A 19,395-nucleotide genomic window follows, 5' to 3' on the forward strand; every position below is an offset into this window, starting at 1 on the left:
TCGTGTCGTTCTATGTCTTATTGCGCTTTATCCTGCATCGTGGATGCCCGTCTTTCTGCATCAGACCGTTCGACTTCCACCATCTTTGCTGCACTTACTGCTTGGCTTACGTATCAATTAATTCCCGGGAAACCGCATATATGCTTTTTTTAGCATATAAAGACCCTTTTCAGATGGCCGTATCTTATCGATGCGGCCCCACCTCCAGCATTGACCAAGGTCAATTTTCCACATGATCTTTAGTACATATGCCCTTGCCGCAGGCAAAAACCATAGAAAAATCAGCCTTCTGCTCGCATTTTCACCGTAAAAGGAATCATTCTCATTTGAATGACTCGCTTAACGCATTCCTATCATGCTATCCCAAAATAAAATGCTTCGCTCCAAAGCACCTCATTTTACCGGCTGAAATAAGCATATATCAATTCCCCATTTCATTCGCTATACGCTATACGCTCTACGTTGCATATACAAACGCGAATGCCGTTAGCCAATAAAAAAAGCCCCTCCCGTTAGGGAGAGGCTTTTTTGCAGCAGCGGTCTTTACAGACCGCTTTACTTTTGAATTACGAGATCACGCGTTCCGCACGCAATGCTGCAATATCTTCCGCGCTGTAACCAAGTTGGCCGAGCACTTCTTCTGTGTGCTCACCCAGCAATGGCGAACGTGTCACATCAGTTGGGCTATCCGACAGTTTGATCGGGTTACCGACTGTCAGGTATTTGCCGCGAACTGGATGATCCACCTCAACGATGGTGCCTGTTTCACGCAACGATGGCTCTTCAGCGATTTCCTTCATCGACAAGATCGGACCGCAAGGGATGTCGAACTTGTTGAGGATGTCCATGGCTTCGAACTTGGTCATGGTCTTAGTCCACTCTTCCACTGTTGCGAAGATGTTTTTCAAGTGTGGCAAGCGCGATGCTGGTGTTGCGTATGCTGGATCCGTCAACCATTCTTCTTTACCGATCACTTTGCAGATCGGCGCCCATACCGCACCTTGAGCGATGAAGTAGATGTATGCGTTAGGGTCGGTTTCCCAACCTTTACATTTCAGAATCGAACCAGGCTGACCGCCACCCGATGCATTACCGGCGCGTGGTACGGAATCGCCAAATGGAGTATCCGGATATTGTGGGTACTCTTTCATGACGCCGGTACGTTCCAGACGCTGTTGATCGCGCAGCTTGACGCGGCACAGATTCAAGACTGCATCCTGCATAGGTGCCAACACTTTTTGACCACGGCCAGTTGCATGACGTTGCAACAATGCAGCCAAGATACCCAGCGCCAAATGCAAACCGGTACCGCTGTCGCCGATTTGTGCGCCAGTGACCATTGGTGGGCCGTCGTCGAAACCGGTAGTCGAAGCAGAACCGCCTGCGCATTGCGCGACATTTTCATACACTTTGCAGTGTTCGTATGGACCAGGACCAAAACCTTTGACCGATGCGACGATCATTTTTGGGTTGAGTTCGTTGATACGTTCCCATGTGAAACCCATACGATCCAGCGCGCCTGGTGCGAAGTTCTCTACCAGTACGTCGCATTCCTTGATCAAGGTTTCGAGGACAGCTTTCCCTTTTGGATTTTTTGTATCCAGCGTGATCGAACGCTTGTTATGGTTGAGCATCGTGAAATAGAGGCTGTCTGCCTCTGGGATGTCACGCAATTGACCACGTGTAGCATCGCCTTCGCCAGCACGTTCAACCTTGATAACATCTGCGCCAAACCATGCCAGTAACTGGGTACATGTCGGGCCTGATTGCACGTGTGTGAAATCAAGAATGCGATAGCCGCTTAATGCCTTACTCATCAACTACTCCTATCTTTTACAAAAAAACGCGAACAGGTCATCCCCACTCGCGCAGTACTTAGCTAATAAAAATTATTTATACATTGTTTGCGCCATCGTACCTGGTGCGTAGACCGCGGGATCGACCCAGATATTGATGACTGCAGATTTACGTGTTTTCTGTACTGACTCGCGAGCACGCTGTAGCGCGCCTGCGATGCGTGATGGGTCGCGCACTTCCTCACCATAACCGCCCAACATTTCAGCAAACCGACTGTACGGGATATCGGACAGCAGGTTACCAACATTACCGCGCTCTTCACCGTACTTTGCCAATTGGCCGTAACGGATTTGATTCATGGCCGAGTTGTTCCCGACCACCGCGATAAATGGGACATTGAAGCGATTCGCTGTTTCAATATCGAACGAGGTCATTGAGAATGCGCCATCACCGTAATAGCACAATACCTCTTTTTCCGGATTGGCCAAACCGGCAGCAATTGCGAAGCCGGTACCAACCCCCAAGCTGCCTAAGGCGCCTGGATCCATCCATTGCCCCGGATTACGTGGACGAACCGCTTGTGCCGAGATCGTCACGACATCACCACCATCACCGATGTAGATAGTGTCTTCGCCGAGGAATTCATTGATTTCATATGCAACGCGATATGGATGTATCGGTGAGCTGTTCGATTTGAACAGCGGCATCAATTTCTCCGTTGCGACAACTTCTGCTGCCTGCAAGGCCTTCATCCATACTTTGCGTTTTGCTTGCGCCGATTTGTCGATACGACCTGATGCTGCCTCCAGCGTTGCCGCGAGGATGGCACCCGGATCACCAACCAAACCCAAATTGACGTCGCGATTTTTACCGACCGTACGATAGTCTTGATCGATCTGAACGATCTTCGCATTTTGACTCAAGCGTTTGCCGTAGCCCATGCGGAAATCAAAAGGCGTACCGACGATCACAATGACATCCGCCTTGTCGAAACCTTCACGACGTGTACGATCAAAGTGATGCGGATCGCCCGGCGGCAAGATACCGCGCGCAGCGCCATTAAAGTAAGCTGGAATATCCAGCATGCGCACCAGAGCAACAGCTTCTTTGTGTCCGCGCGAAGTCCAGACTTGATTACCGAACAGAATAACTGGACGCTCTGCGTGCAACAGCAAGTCCGCCAGCTTTGTAATATCGAGCGGATCACCTATCGATTTAACTGACGCACGATAGCTGCTAGGTGCAGGAATCACAGCACGACTCACGTCGATTTCACGATCAAGTACATCACGCGGGATTTCCAGATACGAAGGACCGCATGCACCAGCGAACGCTGCACGTATCGCCATAGACACCATGTCTGCTATACGTTCAGTGGAACGCACACCTTCAGAAAACTTGGTGATGGGACGCATCATTTCTGTATGCGGCAAATCTTGCAGGGAACCCATCATGTGTTGAGTGATGCCACCTTGACCACCGATGTGCAGCACCGGACTCTCCGAACGGAAAGCGGTGGCAATACCAGTCATGGCATTAGTGCAGCCCGGTCCTGCCGTAGTGACAACAACGCCGAGCTTGCCAGTTTGACGGGCATAGCCGTCTGCTGCATGTGCAGCAACTTGCTCATGGCGAAAATCAACGATGCGTATGCCTTCATCGACACAACCATCGTAGATGTCGATGATGTGCCCACCGCATAGGGTAAAGATGGTATCGACGCCTTCATTCTTCAGTGCACGCGCAACCAGATGACCACCCGAAATGATGCCGCTATCGCGGCTCTTCACTTTGAGGGTGTCATCTGCTGTCGTGGTCGACGGATACGCCGTTACTGAAGACATGATTTTCCTGTTAAGCCGGCCATGAAAGTCATGCTCGTTCACGGCCGTGCTGTTTACTTACTTCTTACGGTAAGGCATCTTTAAAAAACATGTATAGGTTTTTAGAGATACCCTTCAGCCTGCGCATTCACTATAGCTAATACGAGTGGCCGTATCATATCGATCTGCCTGCGCTTCCATCATTGACCCCGGTCAATTTTCATCGCATGATATTCGCCCTGCGCATCCTTCTCTGTTTTGCCTATTTTTCCCTCTTAAATAAGGCCATCACAGCAACTACTCTTCTTACCTTCCATCGTGCTTTTTTAACACCGATTTATCGATGAGATTTTGCAGCGCACTAGTTATCCGAGAACACGCAGAATCAATGCGAGCTTAGATAAAATTTTGCATCGCAGCATAATTTATCATTCACTACTCATCCTCAAACATGCTCGCTTGAGCAAACAAGCACTATATCAGCTAACGATTACACACCCAGAAGTGCCACTTTACGCATTGCCCTCTCGTGGCACAGACGAAAAAAAACGGCGCCCAAACTGGGCGCCGTTTTTACAAGCTAGAAGCTAGTTGAAGAAATTCTTAAACTGCTTTAGCAGCGTGCAATGCAGCGATCTGCTCTTTCGAATAACCCAATTGAGCCAGAACTTCATCAGTGTGTTCGCCCAACAATGGCGAACCAGTGATTTCTGGTTTCATATCGGAGAATTTGATTGGGCTACCAACTGTCAGGTATTTTTCGCCACGATCTTTGTGCTCAACTTCAACGATCGAACCGCTTTCGCGCAACGATACGTCGTTAGCCAATTCTTTCATCGACAGAACTGGTGCGCATGGGATGTCGTACTTACGCAGAATGTCGACAGCTTCGAACTTGGTTTTGTCTTTGAGCCATTCTTCGATCGTTGCGAAGATGTCAAAAATCTTGTCTTGACGAGCTTCTGCAGTTTTGTATGCAGGATCGTCAACCCATTCTTCTTTACCCAATGCTTTACAGATTGGCGCCCAAGCATGACCTTGGATGGTGAAGTAGATGTACGCGTTAGGATCGGTTTCCCAACCTTTACATTTCAGAACCCAACCTGGCTGACCGCCACCGCCAGCGTTACCGCCGCGTGGTACTACGTCAGTGAATTTACCGTGTGGGTATTGTGGGTACTCTTCCAAGTAGCCGATTTTGTCCAAACGTTGTTGATCGCGCAGTTTGACGCGGCACAAGTTCAAAACAGCATCTTGCATCGACACAGCAACTTTTTGGCCTTTGCCAGTTTTTTGACGACCCATCAGAGCTGTCAAAATACCGATTGCCAAGTGCATACCTGTGTTGGAGTCACCCAAAGCAGCTGCCGAAACAGTTGGTGGGCCGTCCCAGAAACCTGTGGTGGAAGCAGCGCCGCCAGCACATTGAGCCACGTTTTCGTAGACTTTCAAGTCTTCGTAGTGGTGACCATCGCTGAAACCTTTAACCGATGCCATGATCATGCCTGGGTTCAATTCTTGGACACGTGCCCATGAGAAACCCATACGATCCAATGCGCCTGGACCAAAGTTTTCGACCATAACGTCGGATTCTTTGATCAGCTTTTCCAGAACTTCTTTACCTTCTTGGGTTTTTGTATCCAAGGTCAGCGAACGCTTGTTGCTGTTCAGCATGGTGAAGTACAAAGCATCTTTGCCTGGGATGTCGCGCAATTGTGAGCGAGTTACGTCGCCGGAACCTGGACGCTCAACTTTGATAACGTCAGCACCGAACCAAGCCAACAGCTGCGTACATGCTGGACCAGCTTGTACGTGGGTGAAGTCGATGATCTTAACGCCTGCTAATGGTAATGTTTGACTCATGATTGGTAGATTTCCTTATCAATCGTTTAACTTGACTCCTGAAATCAGAATACTTTCAGGAAGTGAAAAACCACTCAGAGAGTTCTGAGTGGAATCGCGCCATTTACATGGCTTTAATCCAATACTACTTGGAGTTCTTAACCTTCTAGTCTAGTGCCGCACCACAAACAGTGTCAAGTTGCGGCACAGTCAACACTTCGCTGACCGTGCCACGCAATGACCATGGCTTGCGCCTTGGCTCTATCTAGTATTACTTCTTCTTACCGATCGTCGAAACGATGTTCAAGTTACCAATACGGCCGGATTCAACACCAGCTGCTGGATCGATGATCGCGTCGATGATGGTTGGCTTGCCCGATTTCAGGGAAGCTTCCAAAGCTTTAGCCAGTTGTTCTGGAGTTTCAGCACGAACGCCTTCGCCACCCAGAGCGACACTGAACATATCGTACTTGGTGTTCGGATTGAACAACATGCACGAGAATTGGTGTTCTGGGTTTGCTTCGTCACCGCGGTAGATACCGCCGTTGTTCATGATGATGACGGTTACTGGCAAGTTGTAACGTGTGATTGTTTCGTATTCCATTGCGCTGAAACCGAATGCGCTGTCGCCGCAAATTGCAACGACTGGCTTGCCGGTTTCAACAGCTGCAGCAACAGCCGAACCCATACCGATACCCATTACGCCCCATGTACCTGTATCTACACGTTTGCGTGGCAAGTATTGGTCGATGACCATACGTGCGTTATCGAGGGTGTTTGCACCTTCGTTAACCAGAGTGATGTCTGGGTAGTTTTTCAACACGTCACGGATTGCGCCGAGCGAGTTGAAGTAGTTCATGACTGGAGTAGCTGTGCTCAGTTTGGTAGCCAATTTAGCTTTGGTGCCAGTAGCACGTTCAGCAATAGCGCTCATCCATTCTGTTGGCTTAGCAGCGCCTTTCAGGCCAGCGCGCAATGCATTGACGCAAGATTGAACGTCGCCAACCAGTGGTGCAGCGATAGGTACGTTGCTGTCCATTTCGTTAGCTTGGATGTCGATCTGTACGAATTGTTTCGAGCCGCCCCATGTTTTGCCTTTACCGTGCGACAACAACCAGTTCAGACGAGCACCGATCAATACAACAACGTCGGACTCTTGCAGAACCATCGAACGTGCAGCAGCAGCACATTGTGGATGCGTATCGGAAACCAGGCCTTTAGCCATCGACATAGGCGTGAAAGGAATACCTGTTTCTTCGATCAGTGCTTTGATGTCTGCGTCGCATTGAGCGTAAGCAGCACCTTTGCCGAGCAAGATCAATGGCTTTTTAGCGCCTTTGATCAATGCAACAGCGCGTGCAACAGCGTCTGGACCTGGGATCTGTGCTGGAGCTGGATCAACTGGAACGAACAGAGTTTTCGCGCCTTCTTCTGCGCTCATGGTGGTGCTGAACAGACGTGCTGGGATGTCCAGATACACGCCGCCTGGACGACCGGACAATGCTGTACGGATAGCGCGCACAACTGCTACGCCGATATCTTCAGTACGGTTGATACGGAACGAAGCTTTGCAATGTGGACGAGCGATGTTCAACTGATCCATTTCTTCGTAGTCGCCTTGTTGCAGGTCGACGATTTCACGTTCCGAAGAACCGGAAATCAGAATCATTGGGAAGCAGTTGGTGGTGGCATTAGCCAGTGCAGTCAAACCGTTCAAGAAGCCAGGTGCGGAAACAGTCACGCAAACGCCTGGTTTTTTGGTCAAGTAACCAGCAACCGATGCCGCGTAACCTGCATTTTGTTCGTTACGGAAGCTGAAGAACTTGTTACCACGTGCTTGCCACATACGGCCGATTTCGGTAACCGGAATGCCGAGAAGACCATAAATGTTGGTAATGCCGTTCATTTCCAAGGCTTCCATCAGGAGGTGGAAGCCGTCTGTCAGCTCTACGCCTTCTGCTACTGCCTGAATGTCGTTTTTCATAATGAATATCTCTTCGGTTGATTTCGATAAAGGTTAGGCAACGTTGCCTAATCCCATGGTTGCCGCGCTTTTGTCGGCCATTCGTACTTGCAAGGCACCTCTAAAAATCAGATCGGTTGATTTTTAGAGATACCCTTTAGTTATGCTTTTACGCATACACTATCCAAGTGGGCGTATCATATCGATCTGCCCTCGCTTCGATCATTGACCCCGGTCAATTTTCATCGCATGATATCGGCCCCGACCACCCTTCTTTCTTTTATATCTACATATCTTGTAAATGCCGACTGTTGATAACCATCCAGAACGAAATGTCATTCGCGTCCAGCTCAGACAAAATCTTGTCTTAAAAGACATGACTGATAGCGAATGGGCCGAACTGGAGTCGCATTTACTCGTCGTAGACTGTCCAAAAGGTGACTTCCTGCTGCATCAGGGCGTGCATGAAATGGAACAATATTTCATCCTTGATGGCATATTGAAGCGCGTTGTTACTAATCAGCAAGCCAAGGAAATGATTCTACGCTTTGCCGATGAACGCAATATGGAAACCAGTTACGCCGCATGGCGACTGAAAACGCCTACACCTTACAGCATCATCTGCGTAACCAAAGCGCGCGTCGTGAAGTTGCCTTTGCTGCAATGGATCGCTTTCATCGATAAACATGAACATGTCAAACAAGCATTTGAGTTAGACGTCATGCATTTGATGAGCGAAATCATGGCACATACGATTACTTTGCATTTGCTCGATGCGCCTGGTCGCGTACAGCGCTTTACTCGTAAACATCCAGAACTCTTCGATCGCATCCCGAAGAAAGAACTCGCCTCCTACCTCAATTTGTCGCCAGAAACATTGAGCCGACTAAAACATCAAGGAAAAATCTGACCTCTTGGTAAGTGAGGTCAGATTTTCAAAAAACTAGTATTTGCCCGAAGAATACAGTTTTGAATTAACCATCAAGCGCACTTGATTGTCCACACTGACAACACCTGGAACACCAGCGGCAACTTTCTCTGCAGCAGCATGTTCATCAGCATGCAGGACCAAGCCACTCAACACGACATGACCGCGATTTGCTTCAATCGTAATCTTGACATCGCGACTCGCCGGCGCACTCTTTAATGCAGCACGCACATGCGCCTCTAGCGTCATATTCTCAAGTACGGCTTGCGATGCTTTTGTTTCCTTGAATTCTGGACGCCCTACCAAATTCATAATTTGTGCTGCGCAACTTTCAACTGATAAGCGATCAGTATTCAGCACCAGATCGTATAACACCGGATCTCCCCACGTTACTCCAAATTGCTGATGCATGCGTGTGGCATGCGCTGCATCACTACGACGGATTTCCGCTTCGGCAAAATCTGCATCATCTGTTTCCAAATGCGCCATCAGCCATGCGACCCGATTTTTCATTGAACGTGTAATACGAACTGTCACCACATGTGGCACTGCATGCAGCAGGCAAGTTGCGCCCCAGCCGCGCAAGACAACATTGCCTTTGTTGGCCAACTCGAATACTTCTTCCGCTGTATATAAGGCGATACCTTCTTCATCTGCAGTAATACGATCGACAAAACCGGCCTTGCCCTCACGCAAACGGCGAATCACGCTTTTGCTTATATCCATCTTTTCTGCAAGATGATCGATCACCTCATGGCGCATCACTGCAAGATTCTGTGTTTGTGCAAGATGCATTGCGACATCTTTGGCAAGCGAGCCCATTTCCTGCGTCATTGCGATCACTGGCATAGCTATCTCCTTAGTTATGGTTCTCGGTAATACACGACTAATCAATAAACAGTTCAATTGAAGCTGATTACTCTGGTCAAGCAGAGTAACCATACCATCAAAATTTAGCTCCAAAAACAACTATGCCCCACGTGGCTATTCACCGCGTGGGGCACACTAGATCAGATTAGCTTGAAAGCTGAATCATTCAACATCCCGTTTTGCAGGATGCCGGATCAAAGATATTACAAAGGTCTATCAATCTACTGGACGCTCATCAGCAAACTCGTCAACTTTTGGTGGACGAACTTTTGCGATCAGACGCGAGATCAATGGCCAGAACAACATGAGCAACGCCAGGCCAGTGATGCTACCAACCAGTGGGTTCGAGAACATGACAGACACTTCGCCTTGCGATGTCAACATCGCTTGACGGAATGAATCTTCTGCCTTGTCGCCCAACACCAGCGCCAGAACCATAGGAGCCAATGGGTAATCGAGTTTCTTGAACAGATAACCGATGACACCAAACACCACCATCAACCAGATATCAAACATCGCGTTGTGAACGGTGTAAGCACCGATCGCGCAAATCACGATAATCACTGGTGCGATGATCGAGAATGGAATACGCAGAATCGAAGCAAACAGTGGAACTGTGGTCAATACAACCAGCAGGCCAACCAAGTTACCCAGATACATACTAGCGATCAAACCCCAAACGAAGTCTTTTTGCTCAACGAAGAGCAATGGACCAGGTTGCAGACCCCAGATCAACAAACCGCCGAGCAACACAGCCGCTGTTGGCGAACCTGGGATACCCAGAGCCAGCATAGGCAGCAATGCAGCTGTACCAGCAGCATGTGCAGCAGTCTCAGGAGCAACAACACCTTCGAGTTCACCGGTACCGAACTTCGAACCGTTCTTCGACATTTTCTTGGCCAGACCGTAAGCCATGAAAGATGCTGGAGTTGCACCGCCTGGTGTGACACCCATCCAGATACCAACCAGCGAGCTGCGAACCGAAGTTACCCAGTACTTAGGCAATTTTTTCCAGGTTTGGAAAACGATTTTTGGATCGATCTTCGCTGACTTACCGGAGAACGCCAAACCTTCTTCCATCGACAACAAGATTTCGCCGATACCGAACAAACCGATAACTGCAATCAGGAAGTCGAAACCACGCATGAACTCTTCGAAACCGAAGGTCAAACGCAATTGGCCTGTAACCGTATCCATACCGACTGCTGCGAGTGCAAAGCCGAGTGCCATCGAAGCCAGAATTTTGAACGGCGAGCCTTTGCCCATACCGACAAAACTACAGAAGGTCAGCAGATAAACCGAGAAGAATTCCGGAGGACCGAAACGCAACGCAAATTTAGCAACCAACGGTGCCATAAAGGTAATCATGACAACCGCAACGAACGCACCGATGAATGACGATGTAAATGCACCTGTCAGTGCCTCACCCGCATTCCCTTTTTGCGCCATCGGGTATCCGTCGAACGTCGTTGCGACGGACCACGGCTCACCGGGAATGTTGAACAGAATCGACGTAATCGCACCGCCGAACAACGCTCCCCAGTAGATACAAGACAACATGATAATTGCAGATGTCGGCGACATCGAGAAGGTCAACGGCAACAGAATAGCTACGCCATTCGCGCCACCCAAACCAGGCAATACGCCAATCAACACACCCAACACAATGCCGATTACCATCAGCAAAAAGTTCATGGGCGTCAGAATGACAGCAAACCCGTGAAATAGTGAATTAATTTCTTCCATTTTACTTATTACTCCTTGAATTCCAATCTAACTCGATAGCAAGTACATCGATGTAATCGACACGCACAAGCTCTAGTAACCGAGGAAGCTCAAAAGATCTATCGACCCTTTGTACAGGGGCACTTTGAACCACACCTCAAACATCAGGAAGAAGACGACATTGACACCTACCGCAGCAATGACCGCTTTTACTGGTGAGAACTTACCGAGGAAGACCATGAACAATGCGATATAGACGGCAGAGGAAACATAGATACCGAAGACCTGAATGGCACCAACATAGATAATTGCTGGGATCAAGACTTGCAGCACGCGCTTCAACTGTTCGCTATCGACAAACACTTCCGTGTTTTTTTCTTTGCCAAACAAGGATTGATAAAGAGTGCCTATACCCGATATACAAATAACGATACCGATATAAAACGGGAAGTAACCTGAGCCAGGGCCATCGGTCGTCCAACCGGCGCCCAACTCCCAGCTTGAAATAACAACAGTAATACCCAGCAACAGCAGCAGAGCAGCGACAACTGCCTCGACAACATAAGTGGCCACGCCAGTGCGAACGCCACCGCTGGATTCTGAATTCTGATCCATGAGGAATGCTCCTGAAAATTTTTACAATGATGTTGGGACAGGCGAGCAGAAGCCAGCACTACCGTTAGCCGGTAGCGCTGCCTGCTGCTTCTTATTGCCTATATCCCGATGTTGATTACTTCTTCGCCATGAAGCCAGCTTCTTGCATCAGAGTAGCGTGTTGCTTCTCTGCTGCTTCCAGCCAGACTTTGAAGTCGTTACCAGTTTTGAAGGTCGTGTTGAACGCGCCTTTTTCCATGTAGTCTTTCCATTCAGGTGTTTCACGCACCTTCTTGAAGAGGTCAACATAGAATGCCAGTTGATCAGGCGTTACACCTGCAGGCATAAAGATACCGCGCAACATGGTGTAGTCGGTAGGGATACCGGCTTCTTTACATGTTGGGATGTCGTTCCACGATTGAGTATCGGTAACCTTGGTTTTGTATGGCATACGATCATGATCGAATACGCATTGCGCTTTCAGCTTACCTGCGCGCCATTGCGAAACTGCTTCGATAGGATTGTTAACCGTCGATTGCAAGTGATTACCAACCAATTGCACTGCAACTTCACCACCGCCTTTGAATGGGATGTAGATGAACTTGGTGCCAGTTGCTTTTTCCAGGCCAACAGTAATGATTTGATCTTCCTGTTTGGAACCTGTGCCGCCCATTTTGAATTTATTAGGGCCGGCTGCTTTTACCGCATCGATATATTCTTTTGCGGATTTGTATGGTTGTTCTGCATTCGTCCACAGAACAAATTGATCCAGTGCCAACATCGCAACTGGGGTCATGTCACGCCAGTTGAATGGGACGCCAGTAGCCATAGGTGTTGTGAACAGATTCGACAAAGTGATGATGATTTTGTGTGGATCACCTTTGTCGTTTTTGATGCCGAGGAAACCTTCAGCACCAGCGCCACCCGATTTATTGACAACAATCAGTGGTTCTTTCATCAATTTGTTTTTGATGATCACGCCTTGAATCAGACGTGCCATTTGATCAGCGCCACCGCCGGTACCGGCAGGGACTACAAATTCGACTGGTTTGGTTGGTTCCCAAGCGGCGAACGCTGGGGTTGCAGCAAGAGCTACTGCAGCAAATGCACCGGCAGTTGCCATTGCCATGCCGCTTTTCGAATGCGAAATGAATTCCTTGATCATTGCTTGTCTCCTGTTAATAATAATTTTAACTACTGTGCTACTTGCCGCTTCAAGGTGCCTTGTGAGCACAAGCACCGCACGGCGGACGATGCTTACATACTTGAAATTGTTTTAATTTTTCAAAGATAGTGTGGCCTTTCTTCGAAAAATCTCTTGACCTGCGTCAAGTTTTCAGGACTACGACCATGTTGGACGCGTCACTTGCTATTGTTCCGAGCCACTCTTTCGAGTGATCGAAATGCGCCTAAGGTCTCCATTTACCCTACTTGCAAATCAACGAAAGTCATTCGAAGTGCCTGTTTTATTGCGGCTATCATCTAACGACTTTTCTTTACTCAGATACACAGCATTTATATTTTATGTACCTACTTGCTTTACGGAACCAAATCCGCTTTACATCAGTGTGCCATTCTTAAGAAACAAAGTGGGAAAAAATTTCACTACGTATTTATACGTAGTCACACCATTTAAATATTTTCAATCGCAAAACAAAAATCGAATATCAATTCTTGATTCTCTTTAAATGATCACACTAGATAATCTGATTCTGCGAGAGCTGTTGAACGCTTTCCTTGATGAAGGTTAAGAATTAACATTATTTACATCAATGACATCAAAATCAACGCACGCTAATCGAGCATTGATCATCGATTTATATTTAGCCGCGCACCATAATCACGCATCACCGATGCATTAAAAAAGCCCATGAAGACTTTTAAATCTTCATGGGCTCATCATGTTTCAGACTGTCATACCGCTGAATTAAGCGACTTTTTGCAGTTTGACCTGCCCAGTCTCTTCATTCATGGTCTTCGCCAGCAATTTGACCAATGCGAACACTGTATCAATGTGCGGTGTCGGTGTTTCAGTCAAACGACCGAGTTCTGCTACCGAACCAACCAATGCGTCGATCTCTGGATCACGGCCTGCTTCCACATCTTGCAGCATCGATGTTTTGTGCTTGCCCACTTTTTCAGCACCAGCGATACGCTTCTCGAGCGTGACGCGGAATTCGATGCCGAGTTTGTGTGCAATCGTTTGCGCTTCAGTCATCATCGCAGCAGCAAGTTCACGTGACAGTGGGAACTGGCAGATGTCTTGCAGAGTCGAGTGCGACAACGCGCTGATTGGATTGAAGGTCAGGTTGCCCCACAATTTGAGCCAGATTTCTGAACGGATGTTATCCAGCACTGGCGATTTGAAACCAGCATTGGTGAAGCATTCCGAAACACGGGTTGCACGTTCGCTGATCGAACCATCGAGTTCACCGATAGGGAAACGATCGCCTTCAATGTGCTTGATCACGCCTGGAGCGATCAGTTCCGATGCTGGATACACAACGCAACCAAGTACGCGGTCAGCAGGAATCTTGGAAGTGATCTTACCTGTTGGGTCCACGCTTTCTACGCGTGTACCTGCCAGTTTGCCGCCATGCTTGTGGAAGTACCAGAATGGAATACCATTTTGCATCGTAACGATGACGGTGTCCGGTCCGATCAGTTTTGGCAAATCATCAGCGATCGCTTCGAGTTGATGCGCCTTCATTGCCAGAACGATGATGTCTTGATGACCAGCTTCGTCGTAGTTGTTGGTTGCTTTGACGTTAGATGCGATGTGTTCTGAACCATCGTGCATGATCAGCTTGGCGCCGTTCTTGCGGATGGTTTCCAGATTCGCGCCACGGACGATGAAAGTGACATCTTCGCCGGCCAATGCCAACTTAACGCCAACATAACCGCCGATTGCACCTGCTCCAATAATTGCAATTTTCATACTCTAGACCTCGCCACTATTATTTAAAATCATTTGTGAGCTTGCCGATGCCAGCAATCTCAACTTCCACGACGCTACCTGGCTTCATCGAGCCGACACCTACCGAGGTGCCGCACAAGATGATGTCGCCTGGGAACAGCGTCATATCGGCGGAAATCATGCTTACCAATTGCTGCGTGGAGAAACGCATATCGCTAATTGGATAGTTTTGACGAACATCGCCGTTCAGAACAGTTTTAACAACCAGTGTGGTTGGATCGAGATCGGTTGCAATTGTTGGACCAAATGGGCAGAAGGTATCCAGACCTTTTGCGCGCACCCATTGTGCAAACGATTCATCGCGATTCAAGATGGTCGCAACGGTAACGTCGTTTGCTACGGTGTAACCGAATACATAATCCATTGCATCCGCTTCGGATACTGCCTTGGCAGTTTTGCCGATGACGATACCAAGCTCACCTTCAAAGACGACTTTGTCATCTGTTGGTGGCTTCTGGATGGTTTCACCTGGGTTCAGATACGAGTTCGGTGCCTTGATCAGGTACAGCGGCTCTTTCGGATCTGCCAGATTCAATTTCTTCGCCAATTCGTGGAAGTTGTTCCACATAGCGATGATTTTGGTTGGCTGTGCCGGCATCAACACTTTGACGTCGTTGATATTCAACACTGTGTCAGTTTTGACTGGATTAGCAAACATATCGCCGGTATGGACTTGAATGTTATCGCCTTCAAGCGTACCGAATTGTGTGTTACCTGCGTGACTAAAGCGTACCCAACGTTGTGACATTTTTTACTCTCTCAAGATTTAAAAACTTGTACTGTTACTTCAAGGCAGACCTGCGCGAACTTACGCTCTAGCGCGGTCACATCCCGGCGTGCGCAATAAGCGCACATGCATGTAGTAACTATCTCTACAGAAAACACCGTGTATTTCCTGTAGAGATAACACTCCCCATGCATGGGGAGTGTCGGAACTTCTTATTACAGAACCGATTTCAGCAAACGGCCCATTTCAGCTGGGTTACGTGTGACTTTGATACCGCACGCTTCCATCACAGCCAACTTCTCTTGTGCTGTACCTTTGCCGCCAGAGATGATCGCACCGGCGTGGCCCATACGTTTGCCTTCTGGTGCAGTAACGCCAGCGATGAAACCGATAACTGGCTTCTTCATGTTGTCTTTGATCCAGCGTGCGCAAGTTTCTTCTGCATCGCCGCCGATTTCGCCAACCATGATGACTGCATCGGTATCAGGATCGTCATTGAACATGCGCAGAACGTCGATGTGCTTCAAGCCGCTGACTGGGTCGCCGCCGATACCAACCACGGTCGATTGACCGAGGCCGAATTCAGCCAATTGACCAGCTGCTTCATATGTCAAAGTACCCGAACGCGAAACGACGCCGATGCGGCCTTTCTTGTGGATGTGACCTGGCATGATGCCGATCTTGATTTCGTCTGGCGTAATCAAGCCTGGGCAGTTCGGTCCGAGCAGCAAGGTTTTTTTGCCTTCCATGCGTGCTTTGGTACGAATCATGTCGCGCACTGGAATGCCTTCGGTGATACAGATCACCAGATCGATACCAGCATCAACTGCTTCGTCGATTGCTGCTGCAGCGAACGGAGGCGGAACATAAATAACCGAAACGGTTGCGCCTGTTTCTGCTTTTGCTTCAGCGACGGATGCGTAAATAGGCACGCCTTCAAACGATTCGCCAGGTTTCTTTGGGTTCACGCCAGCAACGAAACAGTTTTTACCGTTTGCGTATTCGATACACATTCTGGTGTGGAACTGACCGGTTTTGCCGGTGATGCCTTGGGTAATAACTTTAGTATCTTTATTGATCAGGATTGACATGCTTATTTCCCCTGTGCTGCGTTGACGACTTTTTCAGCCGCTTCAGCCATGTTGTTTGCAGTGATGATCGGAAGACCTGATTCAGCCAGAATCTTCTTGCCCAATTCTTCGTTGGTGCCCGCCATGCGAACGACCAGTGGAACTGTCAGATCAACCTGTTTCGCTGCTGCGATCACGCCTTGTGCGATCACGTCGCACTTCATGATGCCGCCGAAGATGTTAACCAGAATCGCTTTGATGTCTGGGTTCTTCAACATGATCTTGAATGCTTCAGTAACTTTCTCAGTCGTAGCACCACCGCCTACGTCAAGGAAGTTGGCTGGCGAGCCGCCGTACAATTTGATGACGTCCATCGTTGCCATTGCCAAACCTGCGCCGTTAACCAAGCAACCAATGTTGCCGTCGAGCGAGATGTAGGTCAGGTCGAATTTCGATGCTTCGATTTCAGCTGGATCTTCTTCGTCCAGATCGCGCATTTCAACGATTTCTGGATGACGATACATTGCGTTCGAATCGAAATTGAATTTCGCGTCGAGTGCAACGATACGGTCGTCGCCAGTGACGATCAATGGATTGATCTCAGCCAACGATGCATCGGTTTCGTCGAATGCTTTGTACAAGCCTTGCATGAATGCGCGCGCTTGTGGAACCGAGCCTTCAGGTACGCCGATTTTGCGGGCGATGTCATCAGCCTCGCTATCGAGCAAACCCTTGACTGGGTCGATGAATACCTTGTGGATTTTTTCAGGAGTGTGTTCAGCAACGTGTTCGATGTCCATGCCGCCTTCGCTGGATGCCATCAAGGCAACGCGTTGGCTACCACGATCAACCACCATACCGACGTACAGTTCTTTCTTGATGTCCGCGCCTTCTTCGATCAACAGACGTTTTACCAAACGGCCTTCAGGTCCAGTTTGATGTGTTACCAGTGTCATACCGAGAATGTCATTCGCGTACTTGCGTACTTCGTCGAGCGATTTTGCAACTTTAACGCCGCCGCCTTTGCCGCGACCACCAGCGTGAATCTGTGCTTTAACAACCCAGACTTTGCCACCGAGTTTTTCGGCAGCTTGTACAGCTTCATCTACGGAAAAACAGGGGAAACCTTTTGGTGTCGTAACACCGTACTTACGCAGTATTTCTTTTCCTTGATACTCGTGGATATTCATGATTGTCCTTATTGATAATCAATTTTTGGCAGCGAACCGCTACGATAATTTTACTTTGCTTAAATCCACGCAAAAACCGTTGATACTCCCAGCAAAAAAGCTGCTCATTTCAACTGTTGCAAAACCGAATAAAACGGTGACGTGGATTGTCCGAGAAGCGTATCTCGATATCCTTGACCACGGTTAAGATTCGATACTTGTCGCGCCTTAATCGAATGTACTTATGCAAAAAACGATTAAGAAATAGCGAACAAGCGAACAACATTTCGCATCAGATACAACTAAAGGGAGTGAGCTGCAAATTTGACGCGGCGCAACATCGAACCGATAGGTTGATGTACACAGTCAAATCGCCTAGCATCCACTGCGATTGCGGTCAGGTCATGACACAATCCACAAGGATGCCGTGCTCAAACGCCTACTTCACCCCGCTGAAATTCGGCCCAATTCACCGAGCGTGTTACGCGGGTTCCGGAGGCAGTCATGGTTTCATAGCAGCGTGCTTTGGCGGCTTGTATAGCTTCAATCAGGAAATCGGCTTCATACACTTTCAAAAGATGCGCTTGGCATGTATTCAAATAATGTTGAAGACGGTTACGGCCACCTGTTATGACGGTAAGATCATCGTCGGTGTTCGCATCCCAGTACCAGCTCAAGCCAAGTTCATAAAACGCCGCGTTATAGGCGTTACGATGCAAATCTGCTGCATCATCAGCATATTGATTCAACGCGACCTTGAGCATAGTAATTCTCCTGTATGTACTTTTGGTACTTATTTGGTGTTTTTTCAAACTTAAATGCATCTTAGGGGTAAAAAATGATTAGGAATAGTTAAAGTATTTGATCATAATGATTCCTTTTAGCTTATACATCGAGTACTACACCCTATGAAGAACGCAACACTCCGGCAACTGAAGGTTTTTGAGACCGTTGCCCGCCATTTGAGCTTCTCTCGTGCTGCGGAAGAACTGCATTTGACGCAGCCAGCGGTTTCCACCCAGGTTAAAAAGCTGGAAGAGCACGCCGGGCTTGCCCTGTTCGAACAACTAGGCAAGAAAATCTATCTGACGCCGGGCGGCGCGGAACTGTTGCACTACAGTCGCAGCATCATCCAGCAGTTCCAGGAAGCGGAAGATGCGATGACCCAATTCAAGGGCATCACCGGCGGCAAATTGAATGTGGCCGTGATCAGCGCAGGCGATTACTTCTTCCCGCGCCTGTTGGTTGAATTTGCGCGCAGTCATCAAGGTGTGACGCTGAATCTGTCTGTGCACAATCGCGAAGGTCTGTTGAATCAGATGACCAGCAATCTGACCGATATTGCGATCATGGTGCGCCCACCTACCGATATGGATACGATCAACGAGGCTTTTGCACCTCATCCTTATGTGATCGTGGCAGCGCCTGACCATCCTCTGGTGTCGCAAAAAAATATCCCTATGAGTACGCTCATGCATGAACCCTTTGTCGTCCGGGAAAAAGGTTCGGATACCTGGCATTCGATGGAAGACGGATTCGGTGAGCGCATCAACGACCTCAATATCGCGATGGAAATCCGCAGTACCGAGACCATCAAGCAGGCCGTGATCGCGGGCATGGGTATCAGCTTCCTATCAGCACACACCATCAGTCTGGAATTGCAGGCTGGCAGTCTGGCCGTATTGGATGTCGAAGGTTTCCCCGTCATGTTGAACTGGTATATCGTGCACCGGAAAAACAAACGCCTGCCGCCTGTCGCGCAAGCGTTTAAAAACTTCCTGCTGACAGAAGGACCTGAATTGATCGAGCGCCTCATCCGTTACAGTCCAAGACCTGGACAGCAGCAATTAAGTAATGTCCCCGTCAAATCGCTACCGAAAAACAAAAAATGATGTAACGAATATGCCGTA

The 19,395-nt window shown here is 48.5% G+C and carries 16 protein-coding genes; 3 read left to right on the top strand and 13 right to left on the bottom strand.

The genetic code is table 11. From position 1 onward, the window contains the following. Positions 1 to 566 precede the first annotated feature (566 nt). The 4 genes from frc (AC07N2_RS01815) to oxc form a co-directional block, all read right to left on the bottom strand. Positions 567 to 1,817, bottom strand: a complete 1,251-nt coding sequence (gene frc / locus AC07N2_RS01815; RefSeq protein WP_494776750.1) for a formyl-CoA transferase — start codon at positions 1,815 to 1,817, stop codon at positions 567 to 569. A gap of 72 nt (positions 1,818 to 1,889) precedes the next feature. After that, a complete protein-coding gene (locus AC07N2_RS01820) occupies positions 1,890 to 3,641 on the bottom strand; it encodes a thiamine pyrophosphate-binding protein (RefSeq protein ID WP_494776751.1) in 1,752 nt (583 codons plus the stop codon). Positions 3,642 to 4,223: 582 nt separating this feature from the next. Continuing rightward, positions 4,224 to 5,483: a formyl-CoA transferase gene (gene frc, locus AC07N2_RS01825; protein WP_076592412.1), complete on the bottom strand. Its 1,260-nt coding sequence runs from the start codon at positions 5,481 to 5,483 to the stop codon at positions 4,224 to 4,226. A 250-nt stretch (positions 5,484 to 5,733) separates the two neighbouring features. Next, positions 5,734 to 7,446: an oxalyl-CoA decarboxylase gene (gene oxc, locus AC07N2_RS01830; RefSeq protein ID WP_494776752.1), complete on the bottom strand. Its 1,713-nt coding sequence runs from the start codon at positions 7,444 to 7,446 to the stop codon at positions 5,734 to 5,736. 280 nt (positions 7,447 to 7,726) lie between these two features. On the opposite strand from oxc, the gene AC07N2_RS01835 reads away from it, so the two are divergent. Further along, on the top strand, positions 7,727 to 8,335 hold the full coding sequence (locus tag AC07N2_RS01835; protein WP_076592414.1) for a Crp/Fnr family transcriptional regulator: 609 nt from the start codon (positions 7,727 to 7,729) through the stop codon (positions 8,333 to 8,335). 33 nt (positions 8,336 to 8,368) lie between these two features. Here AC07N2_RS01835 and AC07N2_RS01840 read toward each other — a convergent pair whose 3' ends face one another. From AC07N2_RS01840 to sucC, 8 genes are all read right to left on the bottom strand, one after another. After that, the gene (locus AC07N2_RS01840; protein ID WP_494776753.1) at positions 8,369 to 9,202 is read right to left on the bottom strand and encodes a cytidylate kinase family protein; all 834 of its coding nucleotides are present in this window, start codon (positions 9,200 to 9,202) and stop codon (positions 8,369 to 8,371) included. A gap of 237 nt (positions 9,203 to 9,439) precedes the next feature. Then, the gene (locus tag AC07N2_RS01845) at positions 9,440 to 10,969 is read right to left on the bottom strand and encodes a tripartite tricarboxylate transporter permease (protein ID WP_076592416.1); all 1,530 of its coding nucleotides are present in this window, start codon (positions 10,967 to 10,969) and stop codon (positions 9,440 to 9,442) included. 72 nt (positions 10,970 to 11,041) lie between these two features. Beyond that, positions 11,042 to 11,563 (bottom strand): tripartite tricarboxylate transporter TctB family protein, encoded by a 522-nt coding sequence (locus AC07N2_RS01850; protein ID WP_494776754.1) that lies wholly within the window; start codon positions 11,561 to 11,563, stop codon positions 11,042 to 11,044. 115 nt (positions 11,564 to 11,678) lie between these two features. After that, complete coding sequence (locus tag AC07N2_RS01855; RefSeq protein WP_076592418.1) at positions 11,679 to 12,707, bottom strand: Bug family tripartite tricarboxylate transporter substrate binding protein; 1,029 nt, start codon at positions 12,705 to 12,707, stop codon at positions 11,679 to 11,681. 762 nt (positions 12,708 to 13,469) lie between these two features. Then, positions 13,470 to 14,480: a 2-dehydropantoate 2-reductase gene (locus tag AC07N2_RS01860; protein WP_076592419.1), complete on the bottom strand. Its 1,011-nt coding sequence runs from the start codon at positions 14,478 to 14,480 to the stop codon at positions 13,470 to 13,472. A gap of 19 nt (positions 14,481 to 14,499) precedes the next feature. Then, on the bottom strand, positions 14,500 to 15,267 hold the full coding sequence (locus AC07N2_RS01865; protein ID WP_076592420.1) for a fumarylacetoacetate hydrolase family protein: 768 nt from the start codon (positions 15,265 to 15,267) through the stop codon (positions 14,500 to 14,502). Positions 15,268 to 15,461: 194 nt separating this feature from the next. Beyond that, entirely contained in the window at positions 15,462 to 16,337 is an 876-nt protein-coding gene (gene sucD / locus AC07N2_RS01870; protein WP_076592421.1) for a succinate--CoA ligase subunit alpha, read from the bottom strand. Positions 16,338 to 16,339: 2 nt separating this feature from the next. Next, complete coding sequence (sucC, locus tag AC07N2_RS01875; protein WP_494776755.1) at positions 16,340 to 17,506, bottom strand: ADP-forming succinate--CoA ligase subunit beta; 1,167 nt, start codon at positions 17,504 to 17,506, stop codon at positions 16,340 to 16,342. On the opposite strand from sucC, the gene AC07N2_RS01880 reads away from it, so the two are divergent. Continuing rightward, positions 17,505 to 17,693 (top strand): hypothetical protein, encoded by a 189-nt coding sequence (locus tag AC07N2_RS01880; RefSeq protein WP_494776756.1) that lies wholly within the window; start codon positions 17,505 to 17,507, stop codon positions 17,691 to 17,693. The genes sucC and AC07N2_RS01880 overlap by 2 nt on opposite strands. Before the next feature lie 223 nt (positions 17,694 to 17,916). Here AC07N2_RS01880 and AC07N2_RS01885 read toward each other — a convergent pair whose 3' ends face one another. Beyond that, positions 17,917 to 18,249: an HAD family hydrolase gene (locus tag AC07N2_RS01885; RefSeq protein WP_076592424.1), complete on the bottom strand. Its 333-nt coding sequence runs from the start codon at positions 18,247 to 18,249 to the stop codon at positions 17,917 to 17,919. A 144-nt stretch (positions 18,250 to 18,393) separates the two neighbouring features. On the opposite strand from AC07N2_RS01885, the gene AC07N2_RS01890 reads away from it, so the two are divergent. Next, positions 18,394 to 19,377 carry a LysR family transcriptional regulator gene (locus AC07N2_RS01890; RefSeq protein WP_494776757.1) on the top strand — a complete coding sequence of 328 codons (984 nt, stop codon included), beginning with the start codon at positions 18,394 to 18,396 and terminating at the stop codon, positions 19,375 to 19,377. Positions 19,378 to 19,395 lie beyond the last annotated feature (18 nt).

Source organism: Herminiimonas sp. GW821-FHT09C12 (assembly GCF_059416385.1).